The organism is Citrobacter sp. CK206 (assembly GCF_030333125.1).
GTDB lineage: Bacteria > Pseudomonadota > Gammaproteobacteria > Enterobacterales > Enterobacteriaceae > Citrobacter_B > Citrobacter_B koseri.
Map to the genome: position 1 here is coordinate 128,818 of NZ_JAOWGM010000023.1, position 21,276 is coordinate 150,093.

Sequence of the window (21,276 nt, forward strand, 5' to 3'; positions counted from 1 at the left end):
CTCTTAGGCATTCCAGGGATGGATAACAACACCTTGCACCACACGGTTAACCGTGCCGCTGGCGGATGGGGTGTCCGGGGTGTTTCCGACGCTGATGGATTGCGTGAGTGCGAACACCTGCGCGTAGATCAGGAAGCAGAAAGCCAGTTCTGTATCAATAAAAGCGCGCGATGGCGGCAGCAGGATATGTGGGCCTGCGTCGATGACAGGATCGCTTTCAGCGGCGATTGCGACGACGCGCAGTGCCTGTTGATCGCGACGCAGTTCCGCTAACAGATCGAGATCGTACTGACGGGTGTAGGGATGGCTGGAGATAAACACCACGACCAGCGTTTCGTTATCAACCAGCGATTTCGGGCCGTGACGGAAACCCGTCGGCGAGTCGTAAAATGCAGCCAGCTTACCGGCTGTCAGCTCCAGAACTTTGAGCGCAGATTCACGCGCAGCGCCCTGTAACCCGCCGCTACCGAGGTAAACGATCCGTTTCCAGGGCTCATTGCCAAAAACGCCTTTGCTGAAATCACCGAGCGAGGTGAGGATCGTCTGGCAGCGATCCGCAACATCGCGGAAGGTCTGGTTGTTGATCATATCGGGTGCGAACACCGCCAGACAGCTTGCCATCATGGTGGTGATGCTGCTGGTCATCGCAAAGCCGCGATCGTGCGTTTCAGCAGGCATCAACAATGCGAAGGCGTTATCGCTGTCGACGGCATTTTGATACAGATTTCCGGCTTCATTGCAGGTGATCGAAAGGTGATAGCACTCAGGCACAAACTGATTTGCCAGCTCAACGGCGGCAACGCTTTCCGGGCTGTTGCCGGAGCGGGCGAAGGAGACCAGCAGTAACGGATGTGCGGGCGTCAGGTAATCCATTGGATTTGTGACGAGGTCAGTGGTGGGTACGGCCGTGATGTTTTTCCCGGTGTGGCGTGAAAGCCAGGGGGCGATGATATCGCCGATAAACGCGGAAGTGCCTGCGCCGGTCAGTATGATCCGCAGATCGTTTTTGCACAGCAATGGCGTCAGGAAACGATCAATGGCCGATCGAATACTGCTGATGTTATTGAGTGAGCGGATCCAACTGGCCGGTTGTTGACGGATCTCTTCTTCCGTCCAGGTGCCGGTAACGGAGGTGCGAGTTTCTGGCATAACATAGTCCTTAGTCTTGTGAACTCCACTCAGCCGTTGGTATTGTTCCTTTGACTTTCGTTTCGTTTCACTTGTTCTTCTGTTCAGTTAAATAAAATCTATAGAAAAGAAATCGAAAGTTCAATGATGCAAAGTGAAATAAAACGAAAAATGTGATCGGTGAAACGAAGGGTGTAGTTATCTCATTGATATATAACGTGTTGGCTTTAACTTACGTTATCTAAGGATTTCCTTAGCGAAAGAAAAAGAAAGGCCTCATGACGTTACGTCTAAGGCCAATATGACAGAGAATGAAAGGTCTACAAGGCGAAGGGCTGCCCCTGAATCCAGACACGCTGGAGATGCAGGCCATTGTCCAGCGCGATGAGGCTGGCGCATTTGCCTGGCTCGATCGATCCCAACTGGCGATCGATGCCAAGCAGGCGGGCAGGATGCAGTGAGGCCATATGGATAGCCTCTTCTGGCGTCGCGCCAGCGTGTTTGACCATATTTCGCACGGCGGTATCAATCGAGAGCGTACTGCCCGCCAGCCCACCGGACGCGGTGCGTACAATGCCGCCACGCATTTCGACGTCGTAGCCGCAAATATCATATTGCCCGTCAGGCATACCTGCTGCGCGCATCGCATCGGTGATTAATACAACCCGCGTTTTCGCGTAGCCACAGCACAGATGCAGTGCCGCAGGATGGACATGGTGCCCGTCGGCGATAAGCTCCAGCCACGCACGCGTATCGGTTAACCCGGCGCCCACCATTCCAGGTTCCCGATGGTGTAATCCGCTCATACCGTTAAAACAATGCACCAGCCCGTCTGCACCGGCATCAAATGCGGCGCAGGTCTGTTCGTACGTTGCCGCGCTATGGCCTAACATGACGCGTACGCCGCGTTGTTTGAGATGTTGAATCGCTTGCAGTGCGCCAGGTTTTTCCGGCGCCAGCGCGACGATGCGCAAGGTGTTCTGTGAGACGGCTATCAGGTCGTCCAGCTCGGCAAGATCCAATTCACGAAACAGTTCAGGCGGATGAGCCCCTTTGTTCTGCGGCGTGAACCAGGGGCCTTCCAGATAACTACCCAGCACCTGCGCGCCGGGGCCGCCGGACTGACAGCGTCGGGCAATACGTTCCAGCGCATTGCGGATAGCATCCAACGGTGCAGTGACCGTCGTGGGAAGCCAACCGCCCACGCCTTCGCGCGCTTTATGCAACGCCAGTTTATCGAGCGTCTCCGGCGCGTCGTCCATGACATCCAGACCTACGCCACCGTGAACATGCGTATCAATATATGCCGGGCACAGTAGCTCTGCATCACGCGCTGTGATTCCTGGGGGAACGGGCTCTATTGCCGCAATAACGCCTTTCTCAATACGGAGTTGGTGATCATCAAGCCAGCCCTGCTCGGTCAACACGCGTCGGGCGCGCAGCAACTGGCTCATATCCCTTCCTCTATGGCGTTTTCTTCGCGACAGCGCCCCAGCTCATCCACCAGACTGGTCAGGCCGCGATGCCCGCACTCCAGCGCCTGCTGGCGAAAGGCTTCGCTGGTTAATCCTTCGCGTTCCAGCACCATCTCCAGAAGGAGCTGTAAATTCGTGCCGGTGATCACTTCCCGTCCCGGTTTCTGTAACGCCAGTGTTGATGCCACCCGAAAAGGCGTACCGCCCAACAGGTCAGTCAGAAACACGATATCCTCCCGGTCGTCCAGTTCATCAACGGCCTGCTCAAGCTGTGAGGTGAGCAGCGCGGTCGTTGATGCTTCCGGGAAGTCGATGGCGATAAATTGCGACTGCTCGCCAAGGATCTGCTTCATCGCTTTTTCCATCCCGCTGGCAAATCCGCCGTGCCCCGTCAAAATAATGCCTAACATCTCAAACCTCTTTGTCTTTACAGGAAGTGACAGAATTTACCGACTACACCCAGAACGACGGTGATACCAATAAGGCGTAGCGGGCTCCAGCCGCGGCGTACCAGCCAGAACATGGTCAGGGTATAGACCAGCGGTAAAAACGCGGGCATGAGCTTATCGATAACGTCGGCCTGTAATTTAACAACCGCATCACCGGCCTTGATTTCAAGCGTGGTGTTCAGACGAACATAGGTTGCCACCAGCGCGCCAATCACCGTCATCCCAACGATAGACGCCGCATGACCCACTTTCCGGGTGTTCGCTTTGATAAGCGGAATGGCCGCGACCCCCATCCGATAAGCATAGTGCGCCAGGCCAAAACGCAGGCCGAGGTGAACCACATTGAACAGAACAATAAAGACGACGGCGCCGAGGATAGAACCTTGCAGTGCGAGACTGGCTCCAATACCGCCGCAAATGGGCAGCAATGTCAGCCAGAACATCGCATCGCCAATTCCGCCGAGCGGGGCGCCAACGGCAATTTTGGTACTCTGAATGCTGTTCACATCCTGCTTGGAGCGCTCCATAGCGAGGATAATGCCGATCACAAACGTCACCAGAAATGGATGGGTGTTGAAGAAACCCATATGGCCCTTCATTGCACGCGCCAGATCGCGTTTGTTGGTATGGATCTTTTTCAGGGCGGGCAGTAAACCGTACAGCCAGCCAGATGCCTGCATACGCTCGTAGTTAAAGGAAGCCTGCAACAACATGGAACGCCAGGCCACGCGGTTGATATCCTTTTTCGTCAGTTCAGCGCCGATACTCTGGTCTTCATAGACGTTTTCGTTTACGCCGGACAGCAGCGTCTCGTCAGTGTCGGAGACGTTTGGTAGCGTGGTTTGATTAGATGCCATCTTCGAATTCCTCTTTCTGTGCCGCAGGTTGAGTCGGTTCAGGAGATTTACGCAGCAGGTCAATCAATGCCATTGCGAGGGCCGCTGCGGCAATGGCCAGCACCGGAAGTTTGAGCCAGGCTGCGGCAACGAAACCGATGATGAAATAGGGGATATAGACATTTTTCATCATGATTTTCAGCAGTACGGCGAAACCGATAGCAGGCATAATGCCGCCTGCGACGCCAAGCCCGTCAATCAGACGTTCCGGCAGCACATCAATGGCGGTTTTCGCATGTTCCGCCCCAAAGTAAATCGGCAGGAAGGCGCAGAGGAAGTAGAAGATGCCTAACGCCAGCAGCGCCAGATAGTTGACTCGTTCAATGCCGCGGGTGTCAGCGTTAGCCGCCATACGGTCGCAGCGGGACATTACGCCAGACATCACTGAGAACAGGAAGGTAATCCCCATTTGTACGGCGACGGCAAACGGTACGGCGACACCCACGGCGACATCGGGTTTCACGCCGGTCGTAATCGCAAACGTCGTTCCCACGATCGTGCCGATAATCACGTTTGGCGGCTGTGCGCCAGCTAAAGGTGCCAGGCCCATCCACACCAGTTCCAGCGTACCACCCGTCAAAATACCGGTATGTAGATCGCCCAGAATCAGGCCGACCAGCGGCCCAAGCACCACCGGACGGTGCATATGCGTTAACCCGTTGAACATATCCAGGCCTGCGATAAAGGCGAGAATACCCAACGCAAAAGCCTGCAACAGACTGATTTCCATTATGAATCCCTCAGAGTAGTTTAAAGAGATCCAAAGCGGGTTCTGTCGGAACGCCCTGTACGAAGCATTCGACACCGGCGGTTTTCAGGCCATTAAATGCCGTAATATCGTTAGCATCGACAGAAACCGTTTTGGCAATTTGTTGTTTGCCATTGGCATAGTGCATATTGCCTACATTGATACGTGTTACGGGAACGCCGCCCTCCACCAGCTTGAGGAAATCCGCTGGCGACTTGCAGACCAGCAGAATTTTCTGTCGATCGGCAGCGCGATGGATATTGTCGATCACTTTTTGCAGCGGCCAGAAACGTACGGCGATCCCCTCCGCCAGCACCATCTCCATCAGGTTTTGCTGTACCGGGTCTTCAGCCACTTCGTCATTGGCGACCAGTACCAGATTTGCCCCCGCAAACCCAACCCACTGCACGCCGACCTGGCCGTGGATTAAACGTTCGTCAATTCGACTCAATACAATGTTTGGCATAGCGTTTCCTCTTCGTTGTTATGCGTTTTGGGATGTAACGCCCTGGCAGGCGGCGTGGTACTGCTGTAGTACGTCCTGAATGTGGCTGATAATGAGCTCTCGCGGCGTTGCGTTGAGATCCCCTTCGCGCACTCTGGCGTACTGTAGCGGCAAATACTGGCTGATGAGCGGCAGTGGAATAGGGTCATCCGCCAGGTTGCGAACCAGCCGTGCAAACGCCTCATCAATCTGCTGATCCGGCCAGTAATAGCGAACGCGATCGGAATAACTATAACCACGCGCCAGGCGGCGTGCGTTGCCGTCGCCGTGGTAGTGACTCTGCCAGTATTCCGGGCGATCGAGCATCACGCTTTCCAGCACATGGCGCAGACCAGAGCTGGTTTTGGCGGGTAACAGCTCTTCTTCAATTGCGGCCAGCGAGAATAACGCTTCGCGCAGGGCAAAGGTGAGGGCCGGGCCGACTTTCAGAATCGCAAAGTGATCTTTCACCAACTGGCGCAGCGACTGTGGCGTCTGGTAATCCGTGGAGTGCGCTTCAAACACCAGCGTGTCATACGCTTCTACCATTGCACTCAACGCGATGGCTTTTTGCGGTTGGTAATCAATGATATGCGTATGGTCGAACTCAACGCCCGGTTGTACAACCAGCCCGATGATGCGAGGCCAAATGGCGCTCAGTCCCTGTTTCTCAAATGCATGACGATGCGCTTCCAGCGTGGCTCGCGCCGCGTCAGGTGTTGTTACTTCCAGTTCAGTCAATGTCTCATGCGCGCCGCCGGGAACCGGAACTTCAGTACCGATCACGTAAACCAGATCGGATTCGCCAAAATGCTCACGGCAGGTTTCTTCTGCGATCTTCGCCAGTCGCGCGGCGCGCTCAGCAACGATCTCATCGGTTAACGGTATCGGATCGTTGGCGCAGGACATGCTGCAATCGAGATGGATCTTTTTAAACCCGGCTGCCACGTAGCTCTTTATTAAATCATCCGCATTTGCCATCGCCTGGGCGGCAGGCAGATTTTGCCAACGGTTGGGGCCGAGGTGATCGCCGCCCAGAATCAACTGTGATTGTGGAAAATTAAGTGAGTCGGCCAGCTGGTAAACAAAGCCGCGAAAATCGGCGGGCGTCATGCCGGTATAACCCCCGAACTGGTCAACCTGGTTAGATGTGGCTTCAATCAGCAGTGGGGTATGGTTTGCATGGGCATAACGTATAGCGGCTTCCAGCACCAGTGGATGCGCAGAACAAACGGCATAAATCCCATTTGTGTTCCCTCGTTTATGCTGCTCCACCATTTCTGTTAGATGTTTCACTTTCCTCTCCAGGTTGAATGCTTAAGACAATTGCCTTTCATTTTGTTTCATCTGATACTGATGCAAGACGCTATAAAAATAAAACGAAAGATATCGGTTTTCGGATCTGTTTCACAAAAGAAACATAATGAAAGGTTTCAGCGATGCGTCGTCTTATGGCTTGCAGGTATGGGGGCTTGCATTCCAGTAAAAGAAAGGCGTTAATAGAAAAATCGAAATGAAACGAAAGATTTGATTAAAGGATTTTTTATGAGCAGTACTGATTCTTCTGCGGATAAGCGCATTACCGCTACCAGTGAAAGGCGGGAGCAAATTATCCAGCGGTTGCGACAGCAGGGAAGCGTACAGGTTAACGATCTTTCCGTCTTATTCGGCGTCTCCACCGTGACCATCCGTAACGATCTGGCTTTTCTCGAAAAACAGGGGATTGCCGTGCGTGCGTATGGCGGCGCGTTAATTTGCGACAGCAATACTCCGGGTATTGAGCCTTCGGTGGAAGATAAAAGTTCACTCAATACCGCTGTAAAGCGCAGTATCGCCCAGGCGGCGGTTTCGCTGATTAAACCCGGACACCGGGTGATCCTTGACTCAGGCACCACGACATATGAAATCGCGCGCATGATGCGCCAGCATACGGATATCATCGCCATGACCAATGGCATGAATGTCGCCAATGCATTGCTGGAAGCTGAGGGAGTGGAACTGCTGATGACTGGTGGGCATCTGCGCCGCCAGTCGCAGTCATTTTATGGTGACCAGGCAGAGCAGTCGCTACAGAATTACCATTTCGATATGTTGTTTCTGGGGGTCGATGCCATTGATTTAGAGCGTGGCGTCAGCACGCACAATGAAGATGAAGCCAGACTTAACCGCCGGATGTGTGAAGTGGCCGAGCGCATCATTGTCGTCACGGACTCCACGAAGTTTAACCGCTCCAGTCTGCATAAGATCATTGATACGCAGCGTATTCATACCATCATTGTGGATGAAGGTATTCCTGTCGACAGTCTGGAAGGTTTACGCAAGAGCGGTATTGAAGTGATTCTGGTGAACGCGTAATTCAGTTATCTGTAAAAGGCCGGATGGTGATGCGATCCCCATCCGGCCTTTTTCGTCATCAGGTCACTGGCGCGGGGTTAAACACGGCCAGCTGGTTATGCAGCCCCCATTGGTCTGAGAAGGTTTTTTTACGACCGCTCGCGACGTCCAGAATAAAGTGGAACAGCTTCCAGCCCACGTCCTCAATACTCTCTTCCCCTGTGGCAATGGTGCCCGCGTTGATGTCCATCAAATCAAACCAGCGATTCGCCAGCTCTGTGCGGGTCGCCATTTTGATTACCGGAACCGCCATCAGGCCATATGGCGTTCCGCGACCGGTTGTGAACACCTGCACGGTGATCCCGGAAGCGACCTGCTGCGTGCCGCAGACAAAATCACTGGCGGGCGTGGCGGCGTAAATTAAACCGCGTTTTGTCGGTCGCTGACCGGGGGACAGCACTTCCACAATCGCGCTCTGCCCGGATTTTGCGATAGAGCCCAACGCTTTTTCCACCACGTTCGCGAGACCGCCTTTTTTGTTGCCCGGCGACGGGTTGGCGCTGCGGTCGGTTTTCCCCATATCAAGATAATTATCGTACCAGGCCATCTCTTCCAGCAGGCGTTTGCCGACCTCTTCGTTAATTGCGCGTGGCGTGAGAAGGTGGATCGCATCACGGACTTCGGTGACTTCCGAGAACATCACCGTCGCGCCGCAACGCACTAACAGATCCGAGGCGTAGCCCACCGCCGGGTTGGCCGTCACGCCGGAAAACGCATCGCTGCCGCCGCACTGCATTCCGACCACCAGTTCGGAAGCCGGGCAGGTTTCACGCTGGCGCTGGTTGAGCTTCGTCAGGTGGCGTTCGGCCACCTGCAAAATATCCTCGACCATCGACTTAAAGCCGACGTGCTGCTCATCCTGCAAACGCACAATACTGGCGCTGTCCACCGGAATCCCTTTCACATCTTCCGTGCCTTCCAGCAGACGTTCCGGCTGAAGTTTTTCACAGCCAAGGCCGATGACCATAACTTCGCCGCCGAAGTTCGGGTTCAACGAGATGTTATGAATGGTGCGGATAGGCACCACGGCCGCAGGCGCGTTGATCGCCACGCCGCAGCCGTACAAGTGGTTCAGACCGACAACGCCGTCTACATTCGGGTATCCGGGCAGCAGGTCACGCTCAATGATCTTCACGACATAATCCACGACGCCCGCCACGCAGTGTACGCTGGTGGTGATGCCGAGCAGATTCTTGGTGCCGACGCTGCCATCCGCGTTGCGGTAGCCTTCAAACGTGTAGCCTTCCAGCGGCGGCAGCGGTTCCGGCACTTTCGTCGCCAGCGGCAGGGTGTGTAACGGCGGCGCTTTCGGTAGCTCAACCAGCGACTCATCTATCCAGCTGCCGCGTGCGATGTCGCGAACGGCATAGCCGATCACCTCGCCATAACGCACGATTTCGCCGTGGGCAGGAATCGCCTCCAGCGCCACTTTATGCCCCTGAGGAATATGTTCAACCAACGCCAGACCGTCCGGGAAACGCGTTCCGGCTTGCAGACCATTGTCATTAACAATAATTGCCACGTTATCGGTGTCATGCACTTTAATATAAAACGCGGTTGGCGATTCTTGTCTAATTTCGATATCGGCCATTGTCCAGTATTCTCCAGCCAGGTGGTGATAATAAATGTGTTAAAGAGAACAACTGCTTTTTATTGTCAGAATTAAAAATACGTTGCTGCTAAATAAAGAATGCCAGGAGTTTTTGTTTAAAAATGTGATCGCGATCGGCCATTATTCCCGATGGTACGGGCGCTGGGCGAGTAATGTACAAATCTGTGCATCACCGCCCATGACGTTGTGCAAATGCTCAAAATATTATTCATTGTGAATATTAAAATTGAGCAATACAACAATGTTTAGCGGCGTAAGTATGATTATACTGATTCACGACTTTCATTATCCGCTATCGATAAAATATCAGCGTAATTCCTTAGATGAGCAAATCGAAATATCTCCCGGAATTGCGGAAATAAATAATGATTCATCCAGGGTATAAATGATGAGTAACGATATCTTCCCGAACAAATTTAAAGCTGCGCTGGCAGCGCAACGCATTCAGATCGGCTGTTGGTCCGCGCTGGCAAACCCCATCAGTACGGAAGTGTTAGGGCTGGCAGGTTTTGACTGGCTGGTGCTGGATGGCGAACATGCACCGAACGATATCTCAACTTTTATTCCACAACTGATGGCGTTGAAAGGCAGCGCCAGCGCGCCGGTGGTACGGGTGCCGACGAACGAGCCGGTCATTATTAAGCGTCTGCTGGATATCGGTTTCTATAACTTCCTGATCCCGTTTGTCGAGACGGAAGAAGAAGCCGTTCGCGCCGTGGCCTCGACGCGTTATCCGCCGGAAGGCATCCGTGGGGTCTCCGTTTCCCATCGCGCCAATATGTTTGGCACCGTGCCGGATTACTTTGCCCAGTCAAATAAGAACATCACCATTCTGGTGCAGATCGAAAGCCAGCAGGGGGTGGATAACGTTGATGCTATCGCGGCCACTGAAGGCGTTGACGGTATTTTTGTCGGCCCAAGCGATCTGGCTGCGGCGTTAGGTCATCTTGGCAACGCCTCTCACCCGGAAGTACAGAAAACCATTCAGCATATCTTTGCCCGCGCCAAAGCCCACGGTAAACCGTGCGGCATTCTGGCGCCGGTCGAAGCCGACGCGCGCCGCTATCTGGAATGGGGCGCGACGTTCGTTGCCGTGGGGAGCGATTTGGGCGTGTTCCGCTCCGCCACGCAAAAGCTGGCTGACGCCTTTAAGAAATAACCACCACTGAAACAAGAGAGAGAAGATTATGACGATGAAAGTAGGTTTCATTGGCCTGGGCATCATGGGTAAACCAATGAGCAAAAACCTCCTCAAAGCCGGTTACTCGCTGGTGGTTTCTGACCGTAACCCTGACGCGATTGCCGAAGTTATTGCCGCAGGCGCAGAAACCGCAACCACGGCAAAAGCCGTTGCCGAACAGTGCGATGTGATTATCACCATGCTGCCGAACTCGCCGCATGTGAAAGAAGTGGCGCTGGGCGAAGGAGGCATTGTTGAAGGCGCGAAGCCAGGCACCGTTTTGATCGATATGAGCTCTATCGCTCCGCTGGCAAGCCGTGAAATCAGCGACGCGCTGAAAGCAAAAGGTATTGATATGCTGGATGCGCCGGTAAGCGGCGGCGAGCCGAAAGCGATCGACGGCACGCTGTCGGTGATGGTTGGCGGCGATAAAGCGATTTTCGATAAATATTACGATCTGCTAAAAGCAATGGCCGGTTCCGTGGTGCATACCGGTGATATTGGCGCGGGCAACGTGACCAAACTGGCTAACCAGGTGATTGTCGCGCTGAACATCGCAGCCATGTCTGAAGCGCTGACGCTGGCGACCAAAGCGGGGGTGAACCCGGATCTGGTGTATCAGGCGATTCGCGGCGGTCTGGCGGGTAGCACCGTGCTGGATGCGAAAGCGCCGATGGTGATGGAACGGAATTTCAAACCGGGCTTTCGCATCGATCTGCATATTAAAGATCTGGCGAATGCGCTGGACACCTCTCATGGCGTAGGCGCGCAGCTGCCGCTGACCGCCGCCGTGATGGAAATGATGCAGGCGCTACGTGCCGATGGTCTGGGCACGGCCGACCATAGCGCCCTGGCCTGCTACTACGAAAAACTGGCGAAAGTGGAAATCGCTCGCTAATGACGTCATGCCCGGTCGCGCGCGGCGGTCCGGGCCTATGACCCTGGCCGGATAAGTGAAACGCCATCCGGCGTTGTGCAGTAACAGGCTACAACTATGAAAATCGTAATCGCCCCAGACTCTTATAAAGAAAGCCTTTCTGCCGCTGAAGTTGCGCAGGCGATAGAAAAAGGATTCCGGGAAATTTTTCCCGATGCGCAGTATGTTTCTATCCCGGTCGCTGACGGCGGAGAGGGAACGGTCGAAGCCATGATTGCCGCCACGCATGGAACGCAGTATACCGCTTTTGTGACGGGGCCGCTGGGGGAGACCGTCATGGCCAACTGGGGCATGTCCGGGGACGGCTGTACCGCGTTTATTGAAATGGCGGCGGCCAGCGGGCTGGCGCTGGTTCCGCCAGAAAAACGTAATCCGTTAATTACCACGTCGCGCGGCACCGGAGAGCTGATCCTGCATGCGCTGGAGCACGGCGCCAGAAGTATTATCATCGGCATTGGCGGCAGCGCGACCAATGACGGCGGCGCGGGCATGGTGCAGGCGCTGGGCGCCCGATTAACGGATGCGAACGGTACTGAAATTGGGAACGGCGGCGGCAGCCTGAACAGCCTGAATGCGATTGATATCACCGGTCTCGATCCACGTTTAAAAACGTGTGCTATTCGGGTGGCCTGCGATGTGACCAATCCACTGACGGGCGAAAATGGCGCGTCGCGAATCTTTGGGCCGCAGAAAGGAGCGACCGAAAAGCTCATTCATGAACTGGACGGCAATCTTGCTCATTATGCCGACATGATTAAAAAGTCGCTGCGCGTGGATGTGGAAAATGTCCCCGGCGCGGGCGCTGCTGGCGGGATGGGGGCGGCCTTAATGGCTTTCCTCGGCGCAGAGTTGCGCAGCGGCATTGAGATAGTCACCACGGCGCTCAATCTGGAAGAACATATCCACGACTGCGCGTTAGTCGTCACCGGCGAAGGGCGTATCGACAGCCAGAGTATTCACGGCAAAGTACCGATAGGCGTCGCCAGTGTGGCGAAAAAGTATCATAAGCCAGTGATTGGGATCGCGGGGAGTCTGACGCATGATGTGGGAGTGGTGCATCAGCATGGTATTGATGCCGTGTTCAGCGTGCTTACCCGCATTGGCACGCTGGATGAAGCCTTTCGCGGCGCGTTTGATAATATCTACCGCGCCTCGCGAAACATCGCCGCAACGCTGGCGATAGGAATGCGTAGTGCAGGGTGACAATGGCGTGCAAACCCTCTATACTGCGCGCCGAAGCTGACCAGACAGTCGCCGCTTCGTCGTCGTCCCTTTCGGGGAGACGGGCGGAGGGGAGGAAAGTCCGGGCTCCATAGGGCAGGGTGCCAGGTAACGCCTGGGGGGCGCAAGCCCACGACCAGTGCAACAGAGAGCAAACCGCCGATGGCCCGCGCAAGCGGGATCAGGTAAGGGTGAAAGGGTGCGGTAAGAGCGCACCGCGCGGCTGGTAACAGTTCGCGGCACGGTAAACTCCACCCGGAGCAAGGCCAAATAGGGGTTCATAAGGTACGGCCCGTACTGAACCCGGGTAGGCTGCTTGAGCCAGTGAGCGATTGCTGGCCTAGATGAATGACTGTCCACGACAGAACCCGGCTTATCGGTCAGTTTCACCTCTTCATGTAAAAACCCGCTTCGGCGGGTTTTTACTTTCATAGCGTTTGGGTTCCCGGTACTGCCTGATGGCGCTGCGCTTATCAGGAGCGCTTTGGTAGGCCGGATAAGACGCGTGAGCGTCGCCATCCGGCAGATTCTCCGCGTACGTTGCCTGATGGCGCTGCGCTTATCAGGCCTACGGCAGAGCGCTTTGGTAGGCCGGATAAGACGCGTGAGCGTCGCCATCCGGCGGATTCCCCGCAGAGATTGCCTGATGGCGCTGCGCTTATCAGTCCTGTGGCTGAGCGCTTTTTGTAGGCCGGATAAGACGCGTGAGCGTCGCCATCCGGCGGATTCCCCGCAGAAGGTGCCCGATCTCGCTGCGTAACATAATCTCCCCGCCAAAAGATATTTCTTGTTCTGTGACCACTAACACAAAACGCTGTGTGGTGATTTTTTAACCGGATAAAAGATTGGCTGTTGATCGCTATCACAAAATTACGCGCTACAAAAATTGACAATCACAGTGTTAATATATTGTTGGTAATGATAATGACGTGTATTAAATGAATTAAATATTCGTGTGTGTAATGTTTTTTTACAAACAAATAAGAAGAAAAAATGTGATATGCCACAATCTTTAATCCCAATAAGGGCGTAATTGTACTTATTTTTGATTAATTGTCCGTTAAATTTAAACGTAAATCTGCGTGTTAATTATGCGATAATTGATTGAATTATCGTCTTTCCCGAATTTGTAAAATAGCGAATGAAACGCATATGTTATCGCCATAAAATATTGTTATCCCCTCATGATTTTTTGACAAAAATCATGATAAAGTGCAGTCTGGTTCTTTCAACTTGTTGATAGTAAATGGTTTATTTTTTAAAAAATAAGCTTACAAAATGTAAGGTCAGTTAATTTGTGAGTAGTCGCACATAACCATGTAACCTTTATTTGGTACACTTCATGCCGTCAACAAAGTAATTAGTGCAGGTCGATATGAATACTATTCTTCTCCCTAAAACACAGCACTTGGTGGTCTTTCAGGAAGTCATTAGAAGTGGTTCTATCGGTTCTGCCGCAAAAGAGTTAGGGTTAACTCAGCCTGCTGTAAGTAAAATTATCAATGATGTTGAGGCCTATTTTGGCGTTGAGTTAATCGTTCGCAAAAATACCGGTGTCACGTTAACCAGCGCAGGTCAGGTGCTGCTTACCTGGTCTGAATCCATCACCCGTGAAATGAAAAACATGGTGAACGAGATGAACAGCATGACCTGCAACACGGTGGTCGACGTTTCGTTTGGTTTTCCTTCGTTGATTGGCTTTACCTTTATGTCTGACATGATTCATAAATTTAAAGAGGTGTTCCCAAAAGCGCAGGTGTCGATGTATGAAGCGCAGCTCTCCTCGTTCCTGCCCGCGATTCGCGACGGACGCCTGGATTTCGCTATCGGCACGCTCAGTGATGAGATGAAACTACAGGATCTACACGTGGAGCCGCTTTTTGAGTCAGAGTTTGTCCTGGTGGCCAGTAAGTCCCGAACATGCACCGGCATCACCACACTGGAATCGTTGCAGAACGAACAGTGGGTGTTGCCACAAACGAATATGGGCTACTACAGCGAACTCCTCACCACGTTACAAAGAAATGGCATCAGCAGTGAAAACATCGTTAAAACAGATTCCGTTGTCACTATTTATAATCTTGTTCTCAATGCTGATTTTCTGACCGTCATTCCCTGCGATATGACATCTCCATTCGGTTCAAACCAGTTTATTACGATTCCAGTAGAGGAAGATTTACCGGTCGCGCGTTATGCCGCGATCTGGTCTAAAAATTATCGGATTAAAAAAGCAGCATCGGTTTTGGTGGAATTAGCCAAAGAATATTCATCTTATAATGGTTGCAGACGAAAGCAATTAATAGAAATTAAGTAACGGATTAAATTTAATTTAATCAAAAACTGATGCCATCTGTCTGAATATCGGACGTTGGTACTGACTATTTATTTTACCTTAATACCCAGGTTAAGAGGTTATAATGCATATTACATACGATCTCCCGGTTGCGATTGAAGATATCCTCGAAGCGAAAAAAAGACTTGCGGGGAAAATTTATAAAACAGGTATGCCGCGCTCTAACTATTTCAGCGAGCGCTGCAAAGGCGAAATATTCCTTAAGTTCGAAAATATGCAACGCACGGGCTCTTTTAAAATCCGCGGTGCGTTTAACAAACTCAGTTCATTAACGGAAGAAGAAAAACGTAAAGGCGTGGTGGCTTGCTCTGCCGGTAACCATGCGCAAGGGGTGTCTCTCTCCTGCGCGATGCTCGGTATCGACGGCAAAGTCGTGATGCCGAAAGGCGCGCCGAAGTCCAAAGTGGCGGCCACCTGCGACTACTCCGCTGAAGTGGTGCTGCACGGTGACAACTTCAACGATACCATCGCCAAAGTGAGCGAAATTGTTGAGACTGAAGGCCGCATTTTTATTCCACCTTATGACGATCCGAAAGTGATTGCCGGGCAGGGAACGATTGGCCTGGAAATTATGGAAGATCTGTATGATGTCGATAACGTCATTGTACCAATTGGCGGCGGCGGTCTGATTGCCGGTGTTGCGATTGCTATTAAATCCATTAACCCGACAATTAAAGTTATTGGCGTACAGTCCGAAAACGTACACGGCATGGCGGCATCTTATCATGCAGGAGAAATAACCACTCACCGAACGACCGGCACCCTGGCGGATGGTTGTGATGTTTCTCGCCCGGGTAATTTAACGTATGAGATTGTTCGTGAATTAGTGGATGACATTGTCCTGGTCAGCGAAGATGAAATTCGTAACAGCATGATTGCATTAATTCAGCGCAATAAAGTCGTCACTGAAGGCGCTGGCGCACTGGCATGTGCCGCATTATTAAGCGGGAAATTAGATAGCTATATCCAGAACAGAAAAACGGTCAGCATTATTTCTGGCGGCAATATCGATCTTTCTCGTGTATCGCAAATTACGGGCTTAGTTGACGCTTAAACCCGGCTATTAATCTTTTCGTTGAGGATAGGATATGAGTACTACTGATAGCATTGTATCCAGCCAGACAAAACAGTCGTCCTGGCGTAAATCGGACACCACATGGACACTGGGACTATTTGGTACTGCCATCGGCGCCGGGGTGTTGTTCTTCCCTATTCGCGCAGGGTTTGGCGGGCTGATCCCGATTCTTTTGATGCTGGTGTTGGCCTACCCCATCGCGTTTTACTGCCACCGTGCGCTGGCGCGCCTGTGTCTTTCCGGTTCTAACCCTTCCGGCAACATCACAGAAACGGTAGAAGAGCACTTTGGTAAAACAGGCGGCGTGGTCATCACGTTCCTGTACTTCTTCGCTATCTGTCCGCTGCTGTGGATTTATGGCGTAACCATTACCAACACCTTTATGACCTTCTGGGAAAACCAGTTGCAGATGCCGGCGCTTAACCGTGGCTTTGTGGCGCTGTTCCTGCTGCTGCTGATGGCTTTCGTTATCTGGTTTGGTAAAGACCTGATGGTTAAAGTGATGAGCTACCTGGTATGGCCGTTCATTGCCAGCCTGGTGCTGATCTCTCTGTCGCTGATCCCTTACTGGAACTCTGCGGTTATCGATCAGGTGGATCTCAGCAATATCGCGTTAACCGGGCATGACGGCATTCTGGTTACCGTGTGGCTGGGTATCTCCATCATGGTGTTCTCCTTTAACTTCTCGCCTATCGTCTCTTCTTTCGTGGTTTCCAAACGTGAAGAGTATGAGAAAGACTTTGGTCGTGAATTTACCGAGCGTAAATGTTCACAGATCATCTCCCGCGCCAGCATGCTGATGGTGGCCGTGGTGATGTTCTTCGCCTTCAGCTGCCTGTTCACGCTCTCTCCGGCCAACATGGCGGATGCGAAAGCGCAGAACATTCCGGTGCTCTCATATCTGGCGAACCACTTTGCATCGCTGTCTGGCACTAAATCAACGTTTGCTACGGTTCTGGAGTACGGGGCTTCCATCATCGCACTGGTCGCTATCTTCAAATCGTTCTTCGGTCACTACCTGGGCACGCTGGAAGGCCTGAACGGTCTGGTGCTGAAGTTTGGTTACAAAGGCGATAAAACCAAAGTTTCACTGGGCAAACTCAACACCATCAGCATGATCTTCATCATGGGTTCCACCTGGGTTGTGGCATACGCCAACCCGAACATCCTGGACCTGATTGAAGCAATGGGTGCGCCGATCATTGCCTCGCTGCTCTGCCTGTTGCCGATGTACGCCATCCGTAAAGCGCCGTCACTGGCGAAATACCGTGGTCGTCTGGATAACGTGTTTGTGACCGTGATTGGTCTGCTGACCATCCTGAATATCGTGTACAAACTGTTCTAATCCTTTAGCTCAGGATGAGCGGAGTAGTGAAATGAATGAATTTCCGGTAGTTCTGGTGATTAACTGTGGATCGTCTTCCATTAAGTTTTCAGTACTGGATGCAACCCATTGCGATGTGTTAATGGCAGGAATTGCGGACGGTATTAATTCTGAAGATGCGTTTTTATCCGTAAATGGAGGAGAGCCAGCTAAGCTGGCTCACCACAGCTACGAAGGCGCATTAAAGGCGATTGCGTTTGAACTGGAAAAACGTAATTTAATCGACAGCGTGGCCTTAATTGGCCACCGTATTGCCCACGGCGGAAATATCTTTACGGCATCAGCCATTATTACGGATGAAGTTATCGAGAATATCCGCCGGGTTTCTCCTTTAGCGCCGTTACATAATTACGCCAATTTAAGCGGAATTGAATCGGCGCAGCATCTTTTCCCGGGCGTACAGCAGGTGGCGGTATTTGATACCAGCTTCCATCAAACGATGGCGCCTGAAGCGTATTTGTACGGCTTGCCGTGGAAATATTTTGAGGAGTTGGGCGTCCGGCGCTATGGCTTTCATGGCACCTCGCACCGCTATGTCTCGCAGCGTGCGCATGACCTTCTTGCGCTACCGGAAGAGGACTCGGGTCTGGTTGTCGCGCATCTGGGCAATGGCGCTTCTATCTGTGCCGTTCGTAACGGTCAAAGCGTCGATACCTCTATGGGGATGACCCCGCTGGAAGGGCTGATGATGGGCACCCGCAGCGGCGATGTGGACTTCGGCGCGATGGCTTGGATTGCCAGCGAAACCAACCAGACGCTGGGCGATATGGAACGCGTGGTGAATAAAGAGTCTGGTTTGCTGGGGATTTCCGGTCTGTCATCTGACTTACGTGTATTGGAAAAAGCCTGGCATGAAGGGCATGAACGTGCGCAACTGGCGATTAAAACCTTTGTGCACCGTATTGCCCGCCACATTGCCGGGCATGCCGCATCGTTACACCGTCTGGACGGTATTATTTTTACCGGGGGGATTGGCGAAAACTCCGTGTTAATTCGCCGTCTGGTCATTGAACATTTGGCTGTTCTGGGCGTGAAATTAGATCACGAGATGAATAGCCTGCCTAATTCTCACGGTGAAAGAATTATCTCCAGCAAAGACACCAACGTTATTTGTGCCGTCATTCCAACGAATGAAGAAAAGATGATTGCCCTCGACGCTATTCATTTAGGCAAAGTTAACGCACCTGTGGAATTTGCATAATTTATTGTTGTTCTGTAGAGAGACTATTTTTCATGAAGGTAAATATCGATACCAGCGATATGCTGTATGCCGAAGCCTGGCTTGGCTTTAAAGGTACGGACTGGAAAGAAGAAATTAATGTCCGTGATTTTATTCAGCACAACTATACGCCCTATGAGGGAGATGAATCCTTCCTCGCGGAAGCCACGCCTGCGACTACCGCATTGTGGGAAAAAGTTATGGCGGGTATTCGTATTGAAAACTCGACGCATGCGCCAGTCGATTTCGATACCAACATTGCGACCACCATTACTGCCCATGACGCGGGTTATATTGAGCAGGAGCTGGAAAAAATCGTCGGTTTGCAAACCGATAAGCCACTCAAGCGCGCGCTGCATCCGTTTGGCGGCATCAACATGATCAAAAGCTCATTCCAGGCGTATGGTCGTGAAATGGATGCTGATTTTGAATATCAGTTTACCGAACTGCGTAAAACCCATAACCAGGGTGTATTCGACGCGTATTCGCCGGATATGCTGCGCTGCCGTAAATCCGGGGTGCTGACCGGCTTACCGGATGGCTACGGCCGTGGGCGCATTATCGGCGACTATCGCCGCGTTGCGCTGTACGGTATCCGTTATCTGGTGCGCGAGCGTGAATTGCAGTTTGCCGATCTCCAGTCAAATCTGGAGTGGGGGCAGAACCTTGAAGCGACGATTCGCCTGCGTGAAGAACTGGCCGAACACCGCCGTGCGCTGCTGCAAATGCAGGAAATGGCCGCCAAATACGGTTGCGATATCTCCCGTCCGGCGCGTAACGCGCAGGAAGCCGTCCAGTGGCTTTACTTCGCCTATCTGGCAGCGGTGAAATCGCAGAACGGCGGCGCAATGTCGCTGGGCCGTACCGCGTCGTTCCTCGACATCTACATTGAGCGAGACTTCAAAGCCGGGATCTTAACGGAAGAACAGGCGCAGGAACTGATCGACCACTTCATCATGAAGATCCGAATGGTGCGCTTCCTGCGCACGCCGGAATTTGACACGCTGTTCTCCGGCGACCCGATTTGGGCAACCGAAGTGATCGGCGGTATGGGGCTGGATGGCCGCACGCTGGTGACCAAAAACTCCTTCCGCTATCTGCATACCCTGCACACGATGGGGCCTGCGCCAGAGCCGAACCTGACCGTGCTGTGGTCAGAAGCGCTGCCGGTCGCTTTTAAAAAGTATGCGGCACAGGTGTCGATCGTCACTTCATCTTTGCAGTATGAAAATGACGATCTGATGCGCGCTGACTTTGACAGCGATGATTACGCCATTGCCTGCTGCGTCAGCCCAATGGTCATCGGTAAGCAGATGCAGTTCTTCGGCGCCCGCGCCAACCTCGCTAAAACGCTGCTGTATGCAATCAACGGCGGTGTGGATGAGAAGCTGAAAATCCAGGTCGGGCCGAAAACGGCGCCATTAATGGATGACGTGCTGGATTACGACACGGTGATGGAGAGCCTTGACCACTTCATGGACTGGCTGGCGGTGCAGTACATCAGCGCGCTGAATATCATCCACTACATGCACGACAAGTACAGCTACGAAGCGTCGCTGATGGCGCTACACGATCGTGACGTTTATCGCACGATGGCATGCGGCATCGCGGGGCTGTCCGTGGCGACGGATTCGCTGTCCGCCATCAAGTACGCGAAGGTGAAACCGGTGCGCGACCATAACGGGCTGGCAGTCGATTTTGTCATCGAAGGCGAATATCCGCAGTACGGCAACAACGACGAGCGCGTGGACAGCATTGCCTGCGATCTGGTTGAACGCTTTATGAAGAAAATTAAAGTGTTGCCAACCTACCGCAACGCGGTGCCGACGCAGTCCATTCTGACCATCACCTCGAACGTGGTGTACGGCCAGAAAACCGGGAACACGCCGGATGGACGTCGTGGCGGTACGCCGTTCGCGCCGGGTGCGAACCCGATGCACGGCCGTGACCGTAAAGGCGCTGTCGCTTCGCTGACTTCCGTCGCGAAACTGCCGTTCACCTATGCCAAAGACGGGATTTCCTACACCTTCTCCATTGTGCCTGCGGCGTTGGGCAAAGATGACGGCGTGCGGAAAACCAATCTGGTCGGCCTGCTGGACGGATACTTCCATCATGAAGCGCATGTGGAAGGCGGTCAGCACCTGAACGTCAACGTGATGAACCGTGAAATGCTGCTGGACGCCATCGAGCACCCGGAAAGCTATCCGAACCTGACGATCCGCGTGTCCGGCTACGCCGTGCGCTTTAATGCGCTCACCCGCGAGCAACAGCAGGATGTGATTTCACGTACCTTTACCCAGGCGATATAACGCCGGAGGCGCTATGAGAAAGATTATTGCCACCCAACATGCACCGGGAGCCATCGGCCCCTACGTACAGGGTGTGGATTTGGGCAGTATGGTGCTGACCTCAGGTCAGATCCCGGTATGCCCGCAAACGGGCGAGGTCGCGGAAAATGTCGTCGATCAGGCGCGTCAGAGCCTGGAAAACGTCAAAGCGATTGTGGAAGCTGCGGGCCTGAAAGTGGGCGATATCGTGAAGACCACTGTGTTCATTACCGATCTGAACGATTTCACCACCATCAACGAGGTGTATCAGCAGTTCTTTGATGAGCATCAGGCGACTTACCCTACGCGCAGCTGTGTGCAGGTCGCCCGTTTGCCGAAGGATGTGAAGCTGGAGATTGAAGCTATCGCGGTGCGTGGCGATACGCTGTAACCC

19 protein-coding genes and 1 other RNA gene are annotated in these 21,276 nt (G+C 52.9%); 12 read left to right on the plus strand and 8 right to left on the minus strand.

Going from position 1 to position 21,276, the window contains the following annotated elements:
• Positions 1-3 precede the first annotated feature (3 nt).
• The 7 genes from OGX81_RS07300 to kbaZ all read right to left on the minus strand — a co-directional run bounded on the left by OGX81_RS07300 (position 4) and on the right by kbaZ (position 6,476).
• Complete coding sequence (locus OGX81_RS07300; protein ID WP_104868150.1) at positions 4-1,149, minus strand: AgaS family sugar isomerase; 1,146 nt, start codon at positions 1,147-1,149, stop codon at positions 4-6.
• A gap of 299 nt (positions 1,150-1,448) precedes the next feature.
• Positions 1,449-2,582 (minus strand): N-acetylglucosamine-6-phosphate deacetylase, encoded by a 1,134-nt coding sequence (gene nagA, locus OGX81_RS07305; protein WP_049008852.1) that lies wholly within the window; start codon positions 2,580-2,582, stop codon positions 1,449-1,451.
• Positions 2,579-3,013 (minus strand): PTS galactosamine/N-acetylgalactosamine transporter subunit IIA, encoded by a 435-nt coding sequence (agaF, locus tag OGX81_RS07310; RefSeq protein ID WP_049008851.1) that lies wholly within the window; start codon positions 3,011-3,013, stop codon positions 2,579-2,581. Before agaF ends, nagA begins: the two co-directional genes overlap by 4 nt.
• Before the next feature lie 17 nt (positions 3,014-3,030).
• On the minus strand, positions 3,031-3,909 hold the full coding sequence (agaE, locus tag OGX81_RS07315) for a PTS N-acetylgalactosamine transporter subunit IID (RefSeq protein WP_049008850.1): 879 nt from the start codon (positions 3,907-3,909) through the stop codon (positions 3,031-3,033).
• A complete protein-coding gene (gene agaW / locus OGX81_RS07320; protein WP_049008849.1) occupies positions 3,899-4,678 on the minus strand; it encodes a PTS N-acetylgalactosamine transporter subunit IIC in 780 nt (259 codons plus the stop codon). The genes agaE and agaW overlap by 11 nt, the downstream gene beginning before the upstream one ends.
• Positions 4,679-4,688: 10 nt before the next feature.
• Positions 4,689-5,162 carry a PTS N-acetylgalactosamine transporter subunit IIB gene (agaV, locus tag OGX81_RS07325; RefSeq protein ID WP_012135267.1) on the minus strand — a complete coding sequence of 158 codons (474 nt, stop codon included), beginning with the start codon at positions 5,160-5,162 and terminating at the stop codon, positions 4,689-4,691.
• A gap of 18 nt (positions 5,163-5,180) precedes the next feature.
• On the minus strand, positions 5,181-6,476 hold the full coding sequence (gene kbaZ, locus OGX81_RS07330) for a tagatose-bisphosphate aldolase subunit KbaZ (RefSeq protein ID WP_024130977.1): 1,296 nt from the start codon (positions 6,474-6,476) through the stop codon (positions 5,181-5,183).
• A gap of 249 nt (positions 6,477-6,725) precedes the next feature.
• On the opposite strand from kbaZ, the gene OGX81_RS07335 reads away from it, so the two are divergent.
• Entirely contained in the window at positions 6,726-7,535 is an 810-nt protein-coding gene (locus OGX81_RS07335) for a DeoR family transcriptional regulator (protein ID WP_012135265.1), read from the plus strand.
• A gap of 58 nt (positions 7,536-7,593) precedes the next feature.
• Here the strand turns inward: OGX81_RS07335 and garD are convergent, their stop codons facing one another.
• On the minus strand, positions 7,594-9,165 hold the full coding sequence (gene garD, locus OGX81_RS07340; protein ID WP_104868151.1) for a galactarate dehydratase: 1,572 nt from the start codon (positions 9,163-9,165) through the stop codon (positions 7,594-7,596).
• A gap of 409 nt (positions 9,166-9,574) precedes the next feature.
• Here garD and garL point away from each other — a divergent pair, with 409 nt between their 5' ends.
• From garL to OGX81_RS07395, 11 genes are all read left to right on the plus strand, one after another.
• Positions 9,575-10,345: a 2-dehydro-3-deoxyglucarate aldolase gene (gene garL, locus OGX81_RS07345; protein WP_024130976.1), complete on the plus strand. Its 771-nt coding sequence runs from the start codon at positions 9,575-9,577 to the stop codon at positions 10,343-10,345.
• Between the two features lie 28 nt (positions 10,346-10,373).
• Positions 10,374-11,264, plus strand: a complete 891-nt coding sequence (garR, locus tag OGX81_RS07350) for a 2-hydroxy-3-oxopropionate reductase (protein ID WP_104868152.1) — start codon at positions 10,374-10,376, stop codon at positions 11,262-11,264.
• Positions 11,265-11,360: 96 nt separating this feature from the next.
• Positions 11,361-12,506: a glycerate 2-kinase gene (gene garK / locus OGX81_RS07355; RefSeq protein ID WP_104868153.1), complete on the plus strand. Its 1,146-nt coding sequence runs from the start codon at positions 11,361-11,363 to the stop codon at positions 12,504-12,506.
• A 32-nt stretch (positions 12,507-12,538) separates the two neighbouring features.
• An RNA gene (rnpB, locus tag OGX81_RS07360) (RNase P RNA component class A) lies at positions 12,539-12,916 on the plus strand.
• 113 nt (positions 12,917-13,029) lie between these two features.
• On the plus strand, positions 13,030-13,284 hold the full coding sequence (locus OGX81_RS07365) for a hypothetical protein (protein ID WP_146209158.1): 255 nt from the start codon (positions 13,030-13,032) through the stop codon (positions 13,282-13,284).
• A 615-nt stretch (positions 13,285-13,899) separates the two neighbouring features.
• Positions 13,900-14,838, plus strand: coding sequence for a transcriptional regulator TdcA (gene tdcA / locus OGX81_RS07370; RefSeq protein WP_047461068.1), 939 nt, complete (start codon positions 13,900-13,902; stop codon positions 14,836-14,838).
• A 103-nt stretch (positions 14,839-14,941) separates the two neighbouring features.
• Entirely contained in the window at positions 14,942-15,931 is a 990-nt protein-coding gene (gene tdcB / locus OGX81_RS07375; protein ID WP_012135254.1) for a bifunctional threonine ammonia-lyase/L-serine ammonia-lyase TdcB, read from the plus strand.
• A gap of 34 nt (positions 15,932-15,965) precedes the next feature.
• Positions 15,966-17,297, plus strand: coding sequence for a threonine/serine transporter TdcC (gene tdcC, locus OGX81_RS07380; RefSeq protein ID WP_012135253.1), 1,332 nt, complete (start codon positions 15,966-15,968; stop codon positions 17,295-17,297).
• 31 nt (positions 17,298-17,328) lie between these two features.
• On the plus strand, positions 17,329-18,537 hold the full coding sequence (gene tdcD / locus OGX81_RS07385) for a propionate kinase (RefSeq protein ID WP_058668140.1): 1,209 nt from the start codon (positions 17,329-17,331) through the stop codon (positions 18,535-18,537).
• A 32-nt stretch (positions 18,538-18,569) separates the two neighbouring features.
• Complete coding sequence (gene pflB, locus OGX81_RS07390) at positions 18,570-20,864, plus strand: formate C-acetyltransferase (protein WP_012135251.1); 2,295 nt, start codon at positions 18,570-18,572, stop codon at positions 20,862-20,864.
• A 13-nt stretch (positions 20,865-20,877) separates the two neighbouring features.
• Positions 20,878-21,273, plus strand: coding sequence for an enamine/imine deaminase (locus OGX81_RS07395; protein WP_012135250.1), 396 nt, complete (start codon positions 20,878-20,880; stop codon positions 21,271-21,273).
• The last annotated feature ends 3 nt before the right edge of the window (positions 21,274-21,276 follow it).